The sequence below is a fragment of the Arthrobacter sp. ISL-69 genome (genome assembly GCF_018613775.1).
Taxonomy (GTDB): domain Bacteria; phylum Actinomycetota; class Actinomycetes; order Actinomycetales; family Micrococcaceae; genus Arthrobacter.
In genome coordinates, this window is record NZ_JAGGPO010000019.1 from 105,732 (window position 1) to 122,620 (window position 16,889).

The 16,889-nt window shown below is 64.0% G+C and carries 20 protein-coding genes; 10 read left to right on the forward strand and 10 right to left on the reverse strand.

Annotated elements, in window-relative coordinates:
• Nucleotides 1-35 precede the first annotated feature (35 nt).
• Nucleotides 36-971 carry a hypothetical protein gene (locus tag J7I79_RS15155; RefSeq protein WP_214954691.1) on the forward strand — a complete coding sequence of 312 codons (936 nt, stop codon included), beginning with the start codon at nt 36-38 and terminating at the stop codon, nt 969-971.
• A gap of 46 nt (nt 972-1,017) precedes the next feature.
• On the opposite strand, the gene J7I79_RS15160 is transcribed toward J7I79_RS15155, so the two are convergent.
• A complete protein-coding gene (locus J7I79_RS15160; RefSeq protein ID WP_214954500.1) occupies nt 1,018-1,554 on the reverse strand; it encodes a hypothetical protein in 537 nt (178 codons plus the stop codon).
• A gap of 117 nt (nt 1,555-1,671) precedes the next feature.
• Here J7I79_RS15160 and J7I79_RS15165 point away from each other — a divergent pair, with 117 nt between their 5' ends.
• The 6 genes from J7I79_RS15165 to J7I79_RS24655 all read left to right on the forward strand — a co-directional run bounded on the left by J7I79_RS15165 (nt 1,672) and on the right by J7I79_RS24655 (nt 7,153).
• The gene (locus J7I79_RS15165; RefSeq protein ID WP_214954502.1) at nt 1,672-2,199 is read left to right on the forward strand and encodes a PadR family transcriptional regulator; all 528 of its coding nucleotides are present in this window, start codon (nt 1,672-1,674) and stop codon (nt 2,197-2,199) included.
• Nucleotides 2,196-2,930 carry an ABC transporter ATP-binding protein gene (locus J7I79_RS15170; RefSeq protein WP_214954504.1) on the forward strand — a complete coding sequence of 245 codons (735 nt, stop codon included), beginning with the start codon at nt 2,196-2,198 and terminating at the stop codon, nt 2,928-2,930. The genes J7I79_RS15165 and J7I79_RS15170 overlap by 4 nt, the downstream gene beginning before the upstream one ends.
• Nucleotides 2,927-5,161: an FtsX-like permease family protein gene (locus J7I79_RS15175; protein ID WP_214954506.1), complete on the forward strand. Its 2,235-nt coding sequence runs from the start codon at nt 2,927-2,929 to the stop codon at nt 5,159-5,161. The genes J7I79_RS15170 and J7I79_RS15175 overlap by 4 nt, the downstream gene beginning before the upstream one ends.
• Before the next feature lie 144 nt (nt 5,162-5,305).
• On the forward strand, nt 5,306-5,701 hold the full coding sequence (locus J7I79_RS15180) for a DUF1801 domain-containing protein (protein ID WP_214954508.1): 396 nt from the start codon (nt 5,306-5,308) through the stop codon (nt 5,699-5,701).
• Nucleotides 5,702-5,732: 31 nt separating this feature from the next.
• Complete coding sequence (locus J7I79_RS15185; protein ID WP_214954510.1) at nt 5,733-6,494, forward strand: VOC family protein; 762 nt, start codon at nt 5,733-5,735, stop codon at nt 6,492-6,494.
• Nucleotides 6,495-7,024: 530 nt separating this feature from the next.
• Complete coding sequence (locus J7I79_RS24655; protein WP_285291463.1) at nt 7,025-7,153, forward strand: hypothetical protein; 129 nt, start codon at nt 7,025-7,027, stop codon at nt 7,151-7,153.
• Nucleotides 7,154-7,168: 15 nt separating this feature from the next.
• Here the strand turns inward: J7I79_RS24655 and J7I79_RS15190 are convergent, their stop codons facing one another.
• Nucleotides 7,169-7,669: a cupin domain-containing protein gene (locus tag J7I79_RS15190; RefSeq protein WP_214954512.1), complete on the reverse strand. Its 501-nt coding sequence runs from the start codon at nt 7,667-7,669 to the stop codon at nt 7,169-7,171.
• 136 nt (nt 7,670-7,805) lie between these two features.
• On the opposite strand from J7I79_RS15190, the gene J7I79_RS15195 reads away from it, so the two are divergent.
• Nucleotides 7,806-8,420, forward strand: coding sequence for a TetR family transcriptional regulator (locus J7I79_RS15195; RefSeq protein WP_251042837.1), 615 nt, complete (start codon nt 7,806-7,808; stop codon nt 8,418-8,420).
• A gap of 75 nt (nt 8,421-8,495) precedes the next feature.
• Here the strand turns inward: J7I79_RS15195 and J7I79_RS15200 are convergent, their stop codons facing one another.
• Nucleotides 8,496-8,855, reverse strand: a complete 360-nt coding sequence (locus J7I79_RS15200; RefSeq protein ID WP_214954521.1) for a hypothetical protein — start codon at nt 8,853-8,855, stop codon at nt 8,496-8,498.
• 240 nt (nt 8,856-9,095) lie between these two features.
• On the opposite strand from J7I79_RS15200, the gene helR reads away from it, so the two are divergent.
• Nucleotides 9,096-11,357 (forward strand): RNA polymerase recycling motor ATPase HelR, encoded by a 2,262-nt coding sequence (gene helR, locus J7I79_RS15205; RefSeq protein ID WP_311380589.1) that lies wholly within the window; start codon nt 9,096-9,098, stop codon nt 11,355-11,357.
• On the opposite strand, the gene J7I79_RS15210 is transcribed toward helR, so the two are convergent.
• Nucleotides 11,292-11,600 carry a hypothetical protein gene (locus tag J7I79_RS15210; protein ID WP_214954523.1) on the reverse strand — a complete coding sequence of 103 codons (309 nt, stop codon included), beginning with the start codon at nt 11,598-11,600 and terminating at the stop codon, nt 11,292-11,294. The genes helR and J7I79_RS15210 overlap by 66 nt on opposite strands.
• A 223-nt stretch (nt 11,601-11,823) precedes the next feature.
• On the opposite strand from J7I79_RS15210, the gene J7I79_RS15215 reads away from it, so the two are divergent.
• Nucleotides 11,824-12,636, forward strand: coding sequence for an SDR family NAD(P)-dependent oxidoreductase (locus tag J7I79_RS15215; protein ID WP_214954525.1), 813 nt, complete (start codon nt 11,824-11,826; stop codon nt 12,634-12,636).
• A 36-nt stretch (nt 12,637-12,672) separates the two neighbouring features.
• Here the strand turns inward: J7I79_RS15215 and J7I79_RS15220 are convergent, their stop codons facing one another.
• The 6 genes from J7I79_RS15220 to J7I79_RS15245 all read right to left on the reverse strand — a co-directional run bounded on the left by J7I79_RS15220 (nt 12,673) and on the right by J7I79_RS15245 (nt 16,435).
• Nucleotides 12,673-13,038, reverse strand: a complete 366-nt coding sequence (locus J7I79_RS15220) for a DUF1801 domain-containing protein (protein WP_214954527.1) — start codon at nt 13,036-13,038, stop codon at nt 12,673-12,675.
• A 392-nt stretch (nt 13,039-13,430) separates the two neighbouring features.
• Nucleotides 13,431-13,625 carry a helix-turn-helix transcriptional regulator gene (locus J7I79_RS15225; RefSeq protein ID WP_214954528.1) on the reverse strand — a complete coding sequence of 65 codons (195 nt, stop codon included), beginning with the start codon at nt 13,623-13,625 and terminating at the stop codon, nt 13,431-13,433.
• Nucleotides 13,625-14,065, reverse strand: coding sequence for a hypothetical protein (locus J7I79_RS15230; protein WP_214954530.1), 441 nt, complete (start codon nt 14,063-14,065; stop codon nt 13,625-13,627). Before J7I79_RS15230 ends, J7I79_RS15225 begins: the two co-directional genes overlap by 1 nt.
• 24 nt (nt 14,066-14,089) lie before the next feature.
• Nucleotides 14,090-14,911, reverse strand: coding sequence for an MBL fold metallo-hydrolase (locus J7I79_RS15235; RefSeq protein ID WP_214954532.1), 822 nt, complete (start codon nt 14,909-14,911; stop codon nt 14,090-14,092).
• Between the two features lie 109 nt (nt 14,912-15,020).
• Nucleotides 15,021-15,773 (reverse strand): phosphotransferase, encoded by a 753-nt coding sequence (locus tag J7I79_RS15240; RefSeq protein ID WP_214954534.1) that lies wholly within the window; start codon nt 15,771-15,773, stop codon nt 15,021-15,023.
• Nucleotides 15,774-15,997: 224 nt separating this feature from the next.
• On the reverse strand, nt 15,998-16,435 hold the full coding sequence (locus tag J7I79_RS15245; RefSeq protein WP_214954536.1) for a VOC family protein: 438 nt from the start codon (nt 16,433-16,435) through the stop codon (nt 15,998-16,000).
• Between the last annotated feature and the right edge of the window lie 454 nt (nt 16,436-16,889).

Here is a 16,889-nt window from a genome sequence, read left to right on the forward strand (position 1 = left end):
GTCGAACCCCAACGCAGGCATGTTAGCTTTTGCGGATGGACGTGCTCGCCTGGCTGCTCGACTCTGACCCCGCGATCCGCTGGCAGGTCCTTCGCGACCTCACAGACGCACCGGCGTCGGAGGTACGGGCCGAACGGGCGCGCGTGGCCACAGAAGGCTGGGGCGCCCGCCTGCTCGCGCTGCAGGACAAAAACGGTCAATGGGACGGCGGCACCTATTTCCCGTCGCCGTTCGACGACTCCGAGGACGGCCAGCCCTGGACTGCTACCACGTACAGCCTGTTGCTGCTGCGGGACTTCGGGCTCGACCCTCGCAGCGATGAGGCCCGCAACGCCGTCGCCCTCGTCCGCGACAACAGCCGCTGGGAGGAAGGCGGCCAGCCTTTCTTCGAAGGGGAGGTGGAGCCGTGCGTCAACGGAATGGCCGTGACGCTCGGCGCCTACTTCGGCGAGAACGTCGACGGCGTGGTGGTCCGGTTGCTGGGTGAGCAGCTCGCCGACGGCGGGTGGAACTGTGAGGTGGAACGAGGCTCCGTACGTTCGTCGTTCGGGACCACGATCAACGTGTTGGAAGGCCTTCTGGAGTACGAGCATGCCACCGGCGGCTCGCCACCCTCAGTCCGGGCACGGCAGCGCGCCGAGGAGTACCTGCTCGAGCGCGGGCTCCTGCGGCGCAGGACCACCGGCGAGGTAATCGACAGCGACTGGCTGGACTTCTCGTACCCGACGCGCTGGTTTTACGACGTACTGCGCGGCCTCGACTACTTCCGTGCCACCGGCAACCGACCGGACGAACGCATCGCCGAGGCGGTGGAGGTGTTGCGCTCGAAACGGCAGCCTGATGGCACCTGGCTTCTGGAGAACTCCCATCCCGGCCGGATCCATTTCGCCATGGAGGACGGCGACGGATTCCCGAGCCGGTGGAACACCCTCAGGGGGCTGCGGGTGCTCGACTGGTACGAACGGCCGTAGCCGCCGTCAATTCGGCCGGTGCTGTTGCCCGCGCTGCCCTTGTGAGTTAGGTTGCCGGGACGATCCAGAAGCCGACCACTGAGCCTGCTCCGGGCTCCGGGGTCATGCGAATCCCCTGGGCAAGGACCGGGCCGTCTTCCAGTTCAAGCGTGGTGGTCGCAGTCGTGCCGCAGTCCAGGGCCAGCTCGTGCGTGGTCCCTCCTCGAAGATTGCTCTGGGAGATATGGAGCACCGCATTCGGAATGCCGATGCAGGCGGCGGTGACCGTGTAGGACCCCTTGTCCAATGCTCTGACCGATTTTCGGAACCCGCTGCCGCCGAGGCCTCCGGCGCCGTCCAGGACGGTTCCGCCAGGTCGCGGGCCCATCAGTACTTCAAGAACGGCCAGGTTGCGGGACTCGTTCTTGCCGAGCCCCGGGTCGGCGGTCGGCGGGGGAGGAGGGGCTGGCCGGGCGGACCTTGCAGGGGCCGCCGTCGGATCCCCGACGTCATCCCCGTATTCGCACCCGGTTATGGCGGCGGCCAGGCAGGCCAGCAGCAATGCCATCCCCCGAATCGAATGTCTTCCCCCAAGTAATGACATGGGCAGAGCCTATCGTCCGGGCCTGCACCAGGCGGCCGAAAGGAACCGAGCCAATCCATTTTCTCGGAAAGCATGGCGGAACTGGACGTAACTATGTACTGAGTGTATAGATGAGGTGTGAACAACACACTTACCCTTCTGGGGCTGCTGAGCCGGGAGCCCAGCTACGGCTACGACCTCAAGCATTCGTACGACCGCTATTTCGGAACGCAGAAGGCTCTGGCCTTCGGCCAGGTCTATTCCACCCTTGCCAGAATGGTCCGGGATGAACTGATCCGGGCACTGGGCGAGGAGACAGGCGGCGGTCCGGACCGCAAGAAATACGAAGTCACTCCGTCCGGCAAAGCCCGGGTCCACCAGTGGCTGTTTACCCCCGACACTCCGTCCGAGGCCCTGCAGAGCGAGCTGTTCGCCAAGACCGTTGTGGCCCTGCTTATCGACGACGACGCCGACCGGCTGCTGGACGTGCAGCGTTCTGAGCATATGGCCAGGATGCGTGAACTGACGCGGCTGAAGAAGGACGCCGACCTGCTGCAGGTGCTGATGTGCGACCACGCCCTGTTCCACATCGAGGCAGACCTGCGGTGGATCGACCTCACCATGGCCCGTCTCGCCCAACTCAAGAAGGAGCTCCAGGGCGCATGAGCACGATTGATACCCGGTCACCCATTCTCAGCGCCCGCGGGGTTCGTCACTCCTACGGCCAGACGGAAGCGCTGCGCGGCATCGACCTCGACGTCCACCCGGGCGAAGTCCTTGCTGTCATGGGTCCCTCCGGATCGGGCAAGTCCACCCTTCTGCACTGCCTGGCCGGCGTTCTGGTCCCGACAAGGGGCAGCGTGACCTACAGTCCCTCCGCCGGGCAGTCCCCGGTAGCGGCCAGGCAGCCAGTGGAGATCAGCGCCCTCAGCGAGCCGAAGCGGGCCCGGCTGCGGCTGACCGATTTCGGGTTCGTCTTCCAGTTCGGCCAGTTGTTGCCGGAGCTCAGTGCCGTGGACAACGTCAGCATCCCAATGCTCCTGGGCGGAACCAAGCGGTCCGAGGCGCGACGCCGGTCGGCGGACATGCTGGACCGCCTGGGACTGGAGGGGCTGGGCGCCAAGCTTCCGGGTGAGCTGTCCGGAGGCCAGGCACAACGCGTCGCCGTGGCCCGTGCGCTGGTGACGTCCCCCGCCGTGTTGTTCGCTGACGAGCCCACGGGCTCGCTGGATTCCCTCGGATCCGAGAACGTACTGACGATCATGCTCGAGCTGGTCCGGGAGTTCGGCACGACGGTGGTGATGATCACCCATGACGCGCGCACTGCCGCTTATGCGGACAGGGAAGTAATAGTGCGCGACGGCGTGATCGGCGCCGGCTACCGGGTGTCCTCGTGAACCGGGGGTTGCTGAAACTCGCCGTGGTCGGCAGCCGGTCCTCCTACGGCAGGCTCGCCGGAATCTCGGTCGGCGTCGCCGTCGGAGTCTGCCTGCTGCTGTTGCTGTGGGGCGGCGCCAACGGGCTCAACGCACGGGACGACCGCGGTGCCTGGCTACGCGAGACCGGCAGCCCCTCAGTCTCAATTCCGACGTCGGCCGGCGATCCGACCGCGTCTGGACCGGCCACCCCGGTTCCGCTGACCGCGGACACCGTGCTCATGAGGGCAAACCCGGTGGAGATCTTCCGTGACCAGCTGATTAACCGCCGCGACTTCGCAGCACTCGGCGCGAGCACGGTCAAGATTCCCGGAATCGCCAGCCCGCCTGCGCCGGGCGAGTACTATGCGTCGCCGGCCCTCCAACGCCTGATCGAAACCACGCCGCAGGACCAGCTGGGTGACCGTTTCGGGCGGTTCGTGGGCACGATTGGCGAAGCTGCACTGCCAGGCCCGGACTCCCTGGTCGTCGTCACCGGAGCAACAGAGACGGAACTCCGCCAGAGCGGGCAGGCTTTCCTGGTGTCAGGGTTCACCGCCAACCCCTACGGAGCCAGCGCGGCCGCGTACAGCACGGTCCTGCTTATCGGCGCCATCGCGGTCTTCTTCCCCGTACTGCTGCTGATCAGCATCGTCACCGGCCTGGGAGCAGCCCAGCGCAGGGAACGTTTCGCCACACTTCGGCTGCTTGGCGCAACCCCACGGACGATCTCGCGCATCGCCGCCGTCGAAACCGCAGTGCCCAGTCTGATCGGTGCAGTGTCCGGTGTAGCGCTCGCCGCCGTGCTGAGGCCGGCCGCCGCCCAGATAACGGTCAACGGCACCAGGATGTTCGAAGCGGATCTGGCCACGGGCTGGGAGGCGGCCGCCGTCGTTGTCGTACTGGTTGTGACGGCATCGTCCCTTGTGGCCGCCTACCGCACTTCCCGGGAAGGCATTGGTCCCCTGGGGGTGACGAGGGCCATCCAAGAAAGAACACCCAACGCGTGGCGGATGGTGCCGCTGCTGGCCGGACTGGCTGCCATGATCACGGCAGTTCTCCTCATCCGTGTCCTGGAAGTACGGCTCGCTTGGCTTGAATCACCGCTGCTCATCGGCGGATTTGCGCTGATCCTCGTGGGCATAGTGATCGTCGGTCCCTGGCTGACACAGCTCGTGAGCCGGATAGGGCTTCGCCAGGCACGCAGCGCGGCAGCAGTCATCGCCGCCAGCCGGATCCAACGAACACCGGTGGCGACGTTTCGTTCCGTTTCCGGCCTGGTGATCGCAGTGTTCGTCGTCTCCGTCTTCGCCGGGGCATCCAGCATTATTCAGGAATCAGAGGCGCCCGCGGCCCGCCCCGGTCTGCTCCAGCCCGCCAGCCTCCACGCTACGGTGGCCGCCGGAGCCAGCCAGGACCGGGTGGCGGAGGCCGCTCGCCGGGCCGGGCAACTCCCGGGAATCCGGAGCGCGACCATCGGCTACGGACCAGCAGCCCTTAACCAAAGGGACGCCGGTCCTGAAATCTTCCTTCGTGCCGCGGAGGCTCCCGGCCTGGGATTCGAGGACATCCCGGAAACGGAGATCGTCGCCGTTGATTCGTCATTCCTCCACTATTGGACAACGCAGCCACTGGCGCTGACCCGGGCTGCCGCCCAGAACCTCGACGGACTGGTTCCGGTCGTCATTGTGGTCGCCACGGACGGGACGCCCGAGGCCATGGACCGCGCCAGGACGGCACTGGACGGTTCCGGCGTCACAGCCATCCCGGCCACCTCCCCGCGGGACATCAAACTGCAGTCCTCCGCCCGCCTGGTTCAGGGCCTGGCGGTGCTGGCGTACCTCGGCATGTTCGTGGCGATTGCCATCGCCGGCCTTTCCCTGGCCGTCGCCACCGCCTCCGCGGTGTTGGACCGAAAACGAGTCCTCGGCCTGATGCGGCTGATGGGGATGCCCGTGTCCGTCCTGCGCCGGATAATCACGCGTGAGGCGGCCGTCCCGCTCCTGAGCGTGCTGATGCTTTCCATAGCACTCGGGTTCCTCGTGGCCTGGCTGATGGTCACCGGCATCGATGACACCTACCGGGTGACGTGGCCGGCGACCGATTACTTCGCAGCCTTGGGCCTAAGCCTGCTACTGGCACTGGCCGCCGTCGGATCAACCTTCAGTCTCATCCGTGCCGGAACCGCAATCACAGCCACACGATTCGAGTGATGACCAGCCGTGGGTCGCCTCAGCCTGGAATCTCCCCGTAATCATCACCGGGGCCCTCGCGGCTGTATGCGGGGTCGCGGCCATGCTCTTCTGAGGCGGCGATACCCGTTCCCTTGTGTTTGGCTAATGTGCGAATGTGATGGCATGGACTACAGCAAGGACGCCCGTGTGGATCACTACATTGGATCGCTGCCCGTCTGGCAGCAGGCCATCTGCCAACAGGTCCGCGACCTCGTCCACGCCGCCGATCCCGAGGTCGCGGAAGTCATCAAACGCTCTGTGCAGCCGTACTTCGTCGTGGACGGCAACATCTGCGCGCTCCTCGCGGCGAAGGATCACGTCAACGTTTTCCTGTACGACGGCGGCATCGTCCCGGATCCGCAGAACATCATCACCGCCGGACACGACAACAAAACAGCCCGCACCGTTGCCTTCCGTGAGGGCCAGGCTGTGAACGAGCAGGCACTCGGCGAAATGTTCAAGGCAATCATCGCCAACAACCGCGCCGGTGGCTGGCGGAAAATCAATGGCAGCCGGTAAAGAAGTTCTCCAGCAACAGAAGGGCACCTCAATGACGAACCGTGAAACCCGCTCCGTCGGCGCTCCCTGCAGGGTCGACACTTTCCAGCCGGATCCCCGGGCCGCCATGGACTTCTACGGCCCGCTTTTCGGCTGGAGTTTCGACGATCCGACCCCGATGCCGGCCGGCCTTGAGGGCGACTACTTCGCAGCGCGCCTCGACGGGAGGCGGGTGGCCGGGATCGGCCAAGCGCCGCCGTCATCGCCGCCGATGTGGAACACTCACGTGCGCTTCGACGATGTCGGGGAGTCCCTGGCCCGCGCCGAGCAAGCGGGAGGCACGCGCCTGGCAGGCCCCTTTGGTGCCGGTTCGGATGGCGTCCTTACCGTGGTCGCAGACGCCACCGGCGTCCCGTTCTGCCTGTGGCAGGACGGCGAGAGTGACGGCGATGAGCTGGCGAATGAGCCGAACTCCTGGGCAATGAGCTCGCTGCATACGCCAGATATCGAACGAGCCCAGGCGTTCTACGGCGCCATGTTCGATTGGCAGCTCGAGTCAGTGCCGAACGCTGCCTTCTCGCTGTGGCGGCGAGCGGGCCGGGTCGTGGCCGTCGTGACGGCGACGGACGGCGTCGCGGTCCCGCCCCATTGGAGCGTCAATTTCGCTGTCCGCGACGCGGACACCGTCACCCAGCACGCCGTCGCGCTGGGCGGCACCGTCCTGATGGCGCCGATGAACACGCCGGGATTTCGTAGCGCGGTGATCGGTGACCCCCAAGGCGGCTTCATCGCGGTCAGCGCAGCTGCCGGCTGATCCGCCACACCCATATCCGGCTTCGATCCCGGGTCTCGCCAAAGGTGCCGATTCATGCTGTGATGGCTAGCAGACAGTTCATGGGGTAATCCGCTTCAGGAGTCATCGTGACGACGAAACAAACCCTCGATTCGTTCGACGTTCCCCGCGTGCGGGACCTCCTTCTCCTCACAGGTGCTTTCGCGACGGGCCTTTCCTGGTGGATCGGAATGACCGCCTTTGTAAACGCCGGTGGCCTGGCGAGCGGCGGAGCTGGATTCGTCTTGTTCCTCAGTGTTCCCATGTTGGCGACTCTCGCAATTTACTGCGCGCTGCGGCGTCGGAACGTGTCCGGTGCGGAGGTTTCGGCGAGTACTCGCAGCCACGGTAGCCACCGCCGCTCCGTCGCAGGGCGTCACAGCAGGCGCCTTGCCCCGGAGCCGTCCGGCCGCGGTGGCCTCACTAGCCTGCCCGTCTTGAATCGCCCGGCGACGCGGGACTTTCTAGTCATCGTCGCGGGCTTGGTTTCGGTTCTTTGTTGGTGGATCGGCATGACGGCGTACATGAACGCCGGCGGCCTGGCCCATGTGGAAGCACTTGTGTTCCTGATTGTGCCGGTCGTGGCAACCGCTGGAACTTTCCTTGCCGCACGCCACACCGGCGCTGGCTCCCGCCGTTAGCGCAGGCCCCCGGCCTCAGTCCTGGGCTTCCGGAAACGGGGGAGGGCCGACGATCTCGATGCCGCCGTTAACCCGTCCTGATTCGCGGATGCGGTCAAAGTTCACCGTCCCCGGCTCGTTTCCGGGGCGGAGAGGTTCGCTGGCGCCATCGTAGAACGCCTGGGCCGTGCCGGGGGTGTGCAGACACAGCACCCGGGTCTTGTCCTGGAGCACTTTGAATGCGTGGGGTACGCCGCGCGGTGCGATGGTCACTCCGCCGGCAGCGACCCGGTGTTCGGTTCCGTCCATGTTCATCAGGATCTCCCCGGCCAGCACGTACATGGTTTCATCGGAATCCGGATGCGTATGCATGGGCGTGACTTTATTGAGGGACATCTCGTCTTCGAAGAGGAGGAACGCTCCCGCGGTGTCTTCTTCGGTCGCCTTCCACGTGTGCATCCCTCCGCCGAAGAACCAGCGCCTGGCCCCTTCCCCCGGTTGCCTGACGATTGCTGATGCGGCCCTTTTCGTCTCCATGGTTCTCGCCCCGATGCGTGGTAGGAAGACTTATGAGACGGATGTCCCATAACAAGACTCAGGTATCATGAAAAGCATGTCAAGACCTTACGCAGACATTGGCCGGACGGGCCAGAAGCGCCGCACACTGGATGCCTTGGTTGCGGCGGCACGCTCGTTGGTTGCGTCCGGCATTTCGCCAACCGTGGATGATGCGGCGCAGGCCGCCGGGATTGCGCGGGCCACGGCCTACCGTTATTTCTCGGGGCAGCGGGCGTTGCTGGCTGCGGCCCATCCGGAAACCGCGCGGACGTCGCTGTTGCCGGCGTCTCCGCCTGATGGCGCGGCGGAACGGCTGGATGCGGTGGTGGTGGAGTTCACCAGGATGATTGTCGAAACTGAATCCCAGCAACGCACCATGCTGCGGCTTTCGCTTGAACCGACGAGCGGTGAAGGGCGTGACCTCCCTCTCCGGCAGGGTCGGGCGATTGCCTGGATCTCCGAGGCGCTTGCACCGCTCAAAGGGAAGATGACGGATCAGGACATTCATCGGCTGGTCCTGGCAATCCGAAGTGCGATAGGCATCGAGTCCCTGGTCTGGCTGACTGATGTTGGTGGCCTTAACCGCGAAGAAGCCATCGCCTCGATGCGATGGACCGCCGCGGCCCTCTTGTCGCAGGCTCTTGCGCGCGGTCTTCCGGCCAGCGCGCCAATGCCCGGTGTCACCATTGTTCCGGGCACTGGCGCCGCTACCGCCGAGAGTAGTTCCTAAGGAAACGACCTCTCACAAAAACTGTATGCCTAACGCCCGGATTCGGCTTGAGTGGGCGCTACCTGTTTTTCCCGCCTAGGTTCCACGACTTTCCGGACGGGCCACTACGGAGGCGACCGCCGCGACCAGTGCCGGAACGTAGAACCAACCTATGGTTGCAGACGCAATGATGGTGAAGATGGCAAGTGCGACGGTGGTCGCGACTGACGCATATCGTTGTGCGCGTCCCGTTAGCAGAAGAGGTAGCCCGGTTAGGGCCACAGGGATGAGCAACGGCACGAAGACGGAGGGCCCTCCAGTCTCAAACAGGGTCGAGGTGGTGACCTGTTCTGGCCCGTCGTTAGTCAGTTTTACGTTGACGTACAGGGGAACCAGCAGTGCCACGAGGGCAACAGCAATTGTGAGCGAAAAGGCGACCGTCTGGCGGATGCTCATCGGATTCCAACGGCGGCTCATATGACCCCACTGCAACACATTCCTCCTCACTTTCAATCTATAGGGCACCGGGGGGCTGGCCGCAAGACCCGGGTTGGGCCGCAGAATTGAGAGCCGAAGTCAGGACCTACGGAATTGAGACAGCGACATGTGCGTCCACCTAGACCGCCGCGCCCGCTCTACGAGAAGCGCTCTCCAACTGGTTCGGCACATCGCTCAGCCTAGAAAGGAACTGATGACGTGCCCCTGACCACCAGCGCGTTCAACCTGCCCGCCCACCTCATGCCCAAGGCCGATCCGAAGCTGATCGCCGGCGACGAGCAGCATTTCACGGCCATCGCGGAGAGCCTCGAGCAGTCGATCGCGGATCTGTCCGAACGTCTCGATGCCGCACGCAGGGTCCCCGGCCGATTGGGCCAGGAGGCGCTGGAGCGGGACGTGGAGATCCGCCGGCTGACCTCTCGCCTGCGCGCCCTGCGTCGCTTGGGGTTGGACCTGTGCCTCGGACACATCGTCAGTGCTGACAACCCCGAACCCGTGTACATCGGACGTCTTGGCCTCACGGACAGCGAGGGCCGTCGGCTGCTCATCGACTGGCGCTCGCATGCGGCTGAGCCGTTCTTCGGAGCGACGTACGCCAACCCGATGGGTCTGGCGCAGCGCCGCAGATATCGCTGGACCCGCGGCCGAATCAGTGACTACTGGGACGAGGTGTTCACCTCGGACGGTTTTGATGGGCACGCCGCCCTTGAGGACCTCTCAGCCTTCATCGCCAGCTTAGGGAGCGGCCGGTCCGCGCGGATGCGAGACGTCCTCGGCACGATCCAGGCGGACCAGGACGCTATTATCCGCGCGTCATCCCGCGGTGCTCTCGTTGTCGACGGCGGTCCAGGTACGGGCAAAACCGTCGTTGCGCTGCACCGCTCCGCTTACCTCCTCTACTCCGACCCGCGCCTTGGTCACCGCCGGGGCGGCGTCCTGTTCGTTGGTCCGCACCGGCCCTACCTGGCCTACGTCGCCGACGTCCTCCCCCACCTGGGAGAGGAAGGAGTGCAGACCTGCACCCTGCGGGATCTCGTCCCCGAGGGCGCCACGGCAGCGATCGAGACCGACCCGGAGGTGGCGCTTCTGAAGTCGTCCGCCGACATGGTGAAGGCGATCGAACCGGCAGTCAGGTTTTACGAGAGTCCGCCAGCCCATGGCATGGAGGTGGAGACTCCGTGGGCTGATGTCTGGCTCAGCTCTGACGAGTGGGCCGAGGCGTTCGAAGCGCCGGCGTCCGGTACCCCGCACAACGAGGCACGGGACGAGGTCTGGGAGGAGCTGCTCACCATCCTCGTGGACAAGTTCGACGGCGGCGACATCCCGGAAGGCTTGCTCCGCCGGGCTCTTACCCAGAATGCGGAGTTGGTGGAGAAGTTTGGCAGGGCCTGGCCGCTGCTCAATTACACCGACCTGGTCAGCGACCTCTGGTCGGTGCCCGCGTACCTGCGCTTGTGCGCGCCCTGGCTGAACGCTGCAGAGGTCAAGATGTTGCAGCGCCCGAATCCCAAGGCCTGGACCGCATCCGACCTGCCGCTCCTGGACGCGGCCCGGCAACGGCTCGGCGACCCCGAGGCGTCGCGACGCGTGCGTCGGCAGAACGCCGCGCTGGCCGCTGAGCGGGAGCTCATGGACAGGGTGGTTGAAGACCTGATTGCGGCAGATGACTCCGAACTGATGGTGATGTCGATGCTGCGCGGGCAGGACATGCAGGACAAGCTGGTCGACGAGGACGCGCTGCCGACCGCCGACCCGGACACGTTGGCCGGCCCGTTCGCCCACGTCGTCGTGGACGAGGCGCAGGAGCTGACCGACGCAGAGTGGCAGATGCTGCTGTTCCGCTGCCCGTCGTGGAGCTTCACTATCGTCGGGGACCGCGCCCAGGCCAGGCACGGGTTCGCGGAGTCGTGGCAGGAACGGCTCGTGCGGCTCGGATTGACCAACGTGAACCTGGCGGCCCTCAGTATCAACTACCGAACGCCGGAGGAGATCATGGCGGAAGCCGAGCCGGTCATTCGGGCCGTGATCCCGGACGCCAACGTGCCGACGTCCATCCGCAGCAGCGGCATGCCCGTCGTCCACGGATCGACGTTGGAGCTGAACTCGATCCTGGACACGTGGCTCGCCACGCATGCTGACGGGACCGCCTGCGTCATTGGCACGAGTGACGTCGGGGACGGCTCGTTCGGGGCAACGTCCCGCGTCAGGTGGCTGACCCCGGAGCTGTCGAAGGGGCTCGAATTCGACCTGGTGGTCCTCGTCGATCCGGAGATGTTCGGCACGGGGATCGAAGGAGCGGTCGACCGTTATGTCGCGATGACACGTGCGACTCAGCAACTCGTTATTCTCACAGCCCCTAACGTCGGCGAAAAATCAGGTCGAGGCACGGGCGCTCTAGAACCAAAGAGACTGGATGATTCCAATAGCGCCAAACAGGACCAGGCTGCCGAACACGGTTAGCGAGAATATGCTGCTCACTTTCGACGTCCTATCCAGCTTGCGAAGGTCATCGTCCTTTCGAAAGGCGAACATCACTGAGAAGGCAGCCATCCCTGCCAATAGCGGCATCGCCACGATGAGCATAAAAAGGAACCCCAGTTTGTCCCACCCGCCAGCGTTCTCGAACAGCAACCAGAGAGAACCGGCAAGGACGAACGGCACCGCGGCCAGGATGAGCGCCCGGTACCTAATCCATTCCCACATGACCATTCCCCTTGGAGAGTATCCGGTTGCTCAACCCGGCACTCTGCAATGCCGCTTACCCGTACTGTGACATGAGGTCCGACACGGTGGCCAGCGTCCCGACGAAGGCCACAAATGCTGGGGCGACTGAGCCAGCTTGGGTGATGCTTGCGCTGCTGGTCGAAGGTGCCGGCTCCGGCGTATTATGAGGTCGCGGAACGGAAGGCAAGCGGGGCCGCTTGGCATGATCAACGATGGCGAACGCAGGGAAGCGCAGACGGAAAAAGTGGCGCTCGTTACCGGCGCGAGCCGAGGCGTCGGCCGCGGTATCACACTTGGCCTTCTGGCAGCGGGGTTTCGCGTTTACGGCTCGGGCCGCTCGATCGAGCAGGCGGACCTGCCACGGGAGATACGGCGCCTGCGCTGCGACCATCTCCGAGACGAAGAGACCGGGGCCGTGTTTGAGACGATCCGGTCCGAGTGCGGCAGCCTCGATCTCCTCGTCAATTGCGCGTGGGGCGGCTACGAGAATATGGTCGAAGGCGGCGCGTTCACCTGGGCTGCGCCGTTTTGGGAGCAACCGCCGCATCGCTGGACCGGCATGATGGACGCCGGCGTGCGCGCGGCATTTGTGTGTTCGGCGAACGCGGCGCGCATGATGACGCCACGGCAGAGCGGCCTGATCATCAACATCGGCTTCTGGGCGGCGCAGCGGCACCTCGGCAACACGATCTACGGCATCGCAAAAGCGGCGACGGACAAGATGACATCGGACATGGCCGTCGAGCTGAGACCTTTCGGTATTCCAGTGATCTCGCTCTACCCGGGTCTGGTTCGAACCGAGTCTGTGCTGGCGGCAGCGAATAGTGGCGTGTTCGATCTTTCGACCAGCGAGAGCCCTGAGTTCATCGGCCGCGTCATTAGCGCGCTTTTCCACGATCCGAACCTGATGGCGCGGACGGGCCAGGTGCTGGTCGCCGCCGCGGTTGCGAAGGAGTTCGGCGTATTGGACATCGACGGAACTTCGCCGCCGGTGCTGACACTTGGGGACATCTAGCAGAACCTGCACTCCGACCCGGCGTCCTGTTGTCGACTATGCTCGAACCCATTCCCGGACAAGCGCAACGAATTCGTCCTGCCTTGCGATGGCGACGTCAGCGCTTGGAAAGATCACTTGGCCGCGGTCTTGCCCGATCATTTCCAACAGCCCGGTCCACTTGGCGGTGTCAAAATGAAAGTCGTCCTCGAGGGTCTTTGCGCCGCGGTGAAAAATTAGCTGAACGTGATTAAGCGGCCGCAAATTAAACGTGACCCGATCAACAGAATGGAAGCAGAAGCTTGGTGCCCTCCACTTGATACGCTCCGATATCGCATCATCCGCATCGAGGACAGCCAACCGCAGGCGCTCGATCACAGGCTTCAATGGATGGTCCAGCGACTCAAGGAACGAATCAACCATCGGGTTTCGATTTAGTGTCATAAGGCATAGTCCACCACCTCCGTCTCCACCGACGCCTGCAATGGCACGGTGGTTGAAATTTCGGGGAGGGGCGCCAGTTCATCAGGTGCGTAAACGGCTGATGCGTGAGTCAGGAGAGATCGGGGCCTAGGTATAACGAAGGCCCGCCTATGGGGGACAGGCGGGCCTTCGCAACTAAATGCTACAACGCTCTTGAATAGCTATCGAGTGGACGATACCGAACCCCGACCGGGCCGAAGGCTGGCAGTTCGACAAAAGAGTGCAAAGTCGCCAGCTTGGCCAGCCCGGGGGACTGCAACCTTTGCATTGATTCTCCGTAACCCGTGCCGACCAGCAGCCGCAGCATTTTCTCGCCGGGATCGGGATGCCTCTCACTGCTCGTCGAGGAATAGCTCCTCGATCTTCAGGTCGAACAGCCGGGCGAGGCGGAAGGCGACAGGAAGGCTCGGATCGAACTTCCCAGTCTCGACTGCGTTGATGGTCTGCCGTGAAACGCCCACGCGCTGTGCCACGTCGGCCTGCGTCCAGGCGTGTTCGGCCCGGAGAACCGCGATGCGGTTCCTCATCAGTATCTGATCTTCCCGATGACGAAGGCGGTCAGGAACACGGCGCCCATGAGCGCCGGGAGGACCGCGATCTCCACGTCGACGGGAATGAAGCCGGCGGCGTCCGCGACGACATAGCCGAACCCGACGACCCACCCTGCTCCGAGGGCGACCGCCAGGGCATCCTGCAAGATCTTGCGCTGCAGCTCATCGAGCGCTCGGAGGAAGCGTGTGAACGCGACGATCCACCCGACGCCGACGACCAAATTCGCGACGACCGCCGCCCAAGTCGCCACCGGCTGCAAGTCTCCCCAAACTCCGGGGCCGAAGTGGGCAAGGGCAAGGCTCGCCGTCCACGCGAGCGTCCAGGCCACGAGTCCCCCGGTCGTCCTGATCTCGGCCCGGTAGCTGCCGGCGTCTTGCGGAGCGTGCATGACTTCACCCTTTTCAATGCGAGTCAAGTTCACGCCGCCTAACGACGATCGCTAGCCGGGCGTCTCGTTCTGCTCCCTTTGGGCCAGCCGCTGGAGTTGCCATCTGTGGACGTCGGGCAGCCAATCCAACGTGGCCGATGGACCGACCCGCGGGTCGTCGGGAACACCGCCGTCGCGCAGTGCCTGGACGTACGCGCGATCCTGTTTGATTCGTGCTCGTACCTGCTCGGCTCCGCCGACTGAGCCGTGACCGGGGATGACGGCATCAACGTCGTCGGCCACGCTCTCGAGCAGCCGCAAAGCGGCGAGGTAGTCCTCGATCGGATTCGCGGCCCCTAGGTCGAGGAACGGCATCAGGATGTCAGAAAGCATGTCGCCGGCGACGAGGACGCCGCGCTCCTCGATTAACAGCGCCGCATGGCCCGGGGCATGGGCCTGATGCTCGATGATCCGGACTTTGGGGCCATCCCAAGGAATCTGCGCAGCTTCGGGGGGCAGACCGGTGATGAGACCGAGCAGATCCATCGGAATCTCCTCGGCGTACTCCGGCGGGAGCCCCACGGCTATGCGGGCCTTCCAGTCCGCGTTCGACAGCAGATCTTGGATAGTGGCCGTGCAGCGAGCTGTACCGTAGCGGGGTGCGTCGCCGAAGTTCACGTGCCAGAGCACGTGGTCCCAATCAGAATGCGTCGAGAAGCCTGCCACGACGGGGTGGCCCAACTCGTGAAGGTCGTTCGCGAGGGTCGCCATTTCGTCGCCCGTTATACCGGGGTCGATGAGCAACACGCCGTCCCGGCCCCGCACGACAACGGAATTACTCTGAATGAACTCGCTCTCGTGAACTAGAACGCCCTCAGCCACTTCCTTCAGCATGAAATACCTTCCGCTTGTGGTTTCCAACCGCTTGTCGAGACGGTATTAGCTGGCGGTAGTAGATTGCAAGCACTTTGGGTCCGTCGGCCACGTCCTATGGCGCCAAGGGCTACCGGGCAGCCTGGATCGCTTCGGCCCAAAGTGACTCGTTCTCCCTCACGAACTGGGTCACGGTGTTCCAGTGGTCCCCATGGCCGGTCGTGAACATCGTCCCCCACGGTTGGGTTCCCGCGACATGGGAATTCTTGAGGAGTTCATGCATGGCAGTTATCCGTTGCCACATGGTGACGGGGAGCGCTGCCCGGAGCTCGTCGTCGGCACTGTAGCCGTCAATGAAGGATGCCAGTGCCCGCGCCGCCTCAGATGGGTTCGCCGATGCGTCGTTTAGCGTGAATGCCTGTGCGGCGTACGCGAGGTCCCATAGGCGCGTGCTCGGTGCGGCCGCGTCCCAGTCAATGAATACCCATCGGTCTCCAATGAGGAGATTCCACGGGGCCAAGTCGTTGTGGCAGATCAGATCGGCTCTGGGGGCCGTAATGTTTGTGATCCAAGTTGAGCCGGAGTCTGGCCCGAAGGCTGCACTGGCGTCGTGAATAGCGCGCACTAGGCGGCCGACCCGGGACACCTCGGAGAGTGACAGTGGGCGCGAGTCCATGGCAAGGCAACCGGGGACGAACTCTGTCACTTGTCGCCCCTGCGCGTCCTGTCCATAGACGACAGGCACATCAACGCCGGCGTCGCGCATGGCCCTCATGTACGCGAGCACACTCGGTGTAGCGGCCGACCACGGTTTGCGTACCGTCGATCCGACGCGCACCACACCATCGATGGCGTTGCCGCCAGTCAGGAGGATTTCTTCCATCCCACAAACCTAGCGCCCACTCCCCGGCACTCCGAAGAGATCGGCTTACAGGTTGGGTCGCGAGTGAAAATAAGGAACCGGACGCTGCTGGGGCGCGTCTGACAAATGTTCGCATTACGGGCGATCAGGACGTGTGAGGTTGACGACGGCGGTAGGTGATGGCCTATTGGACAGCCTTACGGCCTGGGGCCTAGCAACACGGGTTGATTGGGCCGAGCCGGGTGTCAGTCCTTCTTCAGTTCCTCGGCGAGCATCACGAGGATTCCGCTGGGGCCTCGGAGGTACGTGAGTTTATAGACGTCCTTATAGGTCGCCACACCGCGCAGCGGATGGCATCCGTGCTTCGCAGCTACCTCAAGTGCTTTGTCGATGTCGTCGACCGAGAAGGCCACGCGGTGCATGCCGATGTCGTTGGGACGAGTTGGGTTCGACTCGATCGCTTTGGGGTGGATGTATTCGAAGAGCTCAAGCCGACCATGACCGTCTGGGGTCTGGAGCATCGCAATTTTGGCGTGGTTGCCATCGAGTCCGACGGCAGTGTCGGTCCACTCGCCGCTGACCGTGTCACGGCCGACGACCGTGAGCCCGAGGTCGGTGAAAAAGGCGATTGTTGCTTCGAGGTCGCGAACGGCGATACCGACGTTCTCAAGTTTGATGGCCATGTGTTGAAGCTACCAAGACGGACCGATTAGCTCCAGTGGCGAGCCGGGACTCGACTGAACAAGCTCCGGGAGCCATTGGGAGCTGCGGCACAGCAGGCAACCAATCGAGCACCTCGGCTATGCCAGATTACTGTTCAGGTGCCGAACACTGGAAGAGCCGTTGAAGCGAGACCATTGCCCGCAAGCCGATCCCTCGCCGGACGTTTGTAAGCCGGCTCTGTAGTGGCTGCGGCCCGCTTGCCGCTTGGGTGTCCTACAAGGTAGGTTTCGAGCCAACCGCAAAAGGCGACCTAACTCAGAGCGCCCAAAGGCGATTTGACGAGATTTCAGAGAGTGGTTATATTTTTTTCTCGTAAGAAAGAGAGAACGGAAGTTCCCCCGCTCAAAGTAGCTGTAGTTGCCTGTTTAGGGGGAAGCACCGTTGCAGTAACGCCTGGTCGTCGGACAGCTTGAG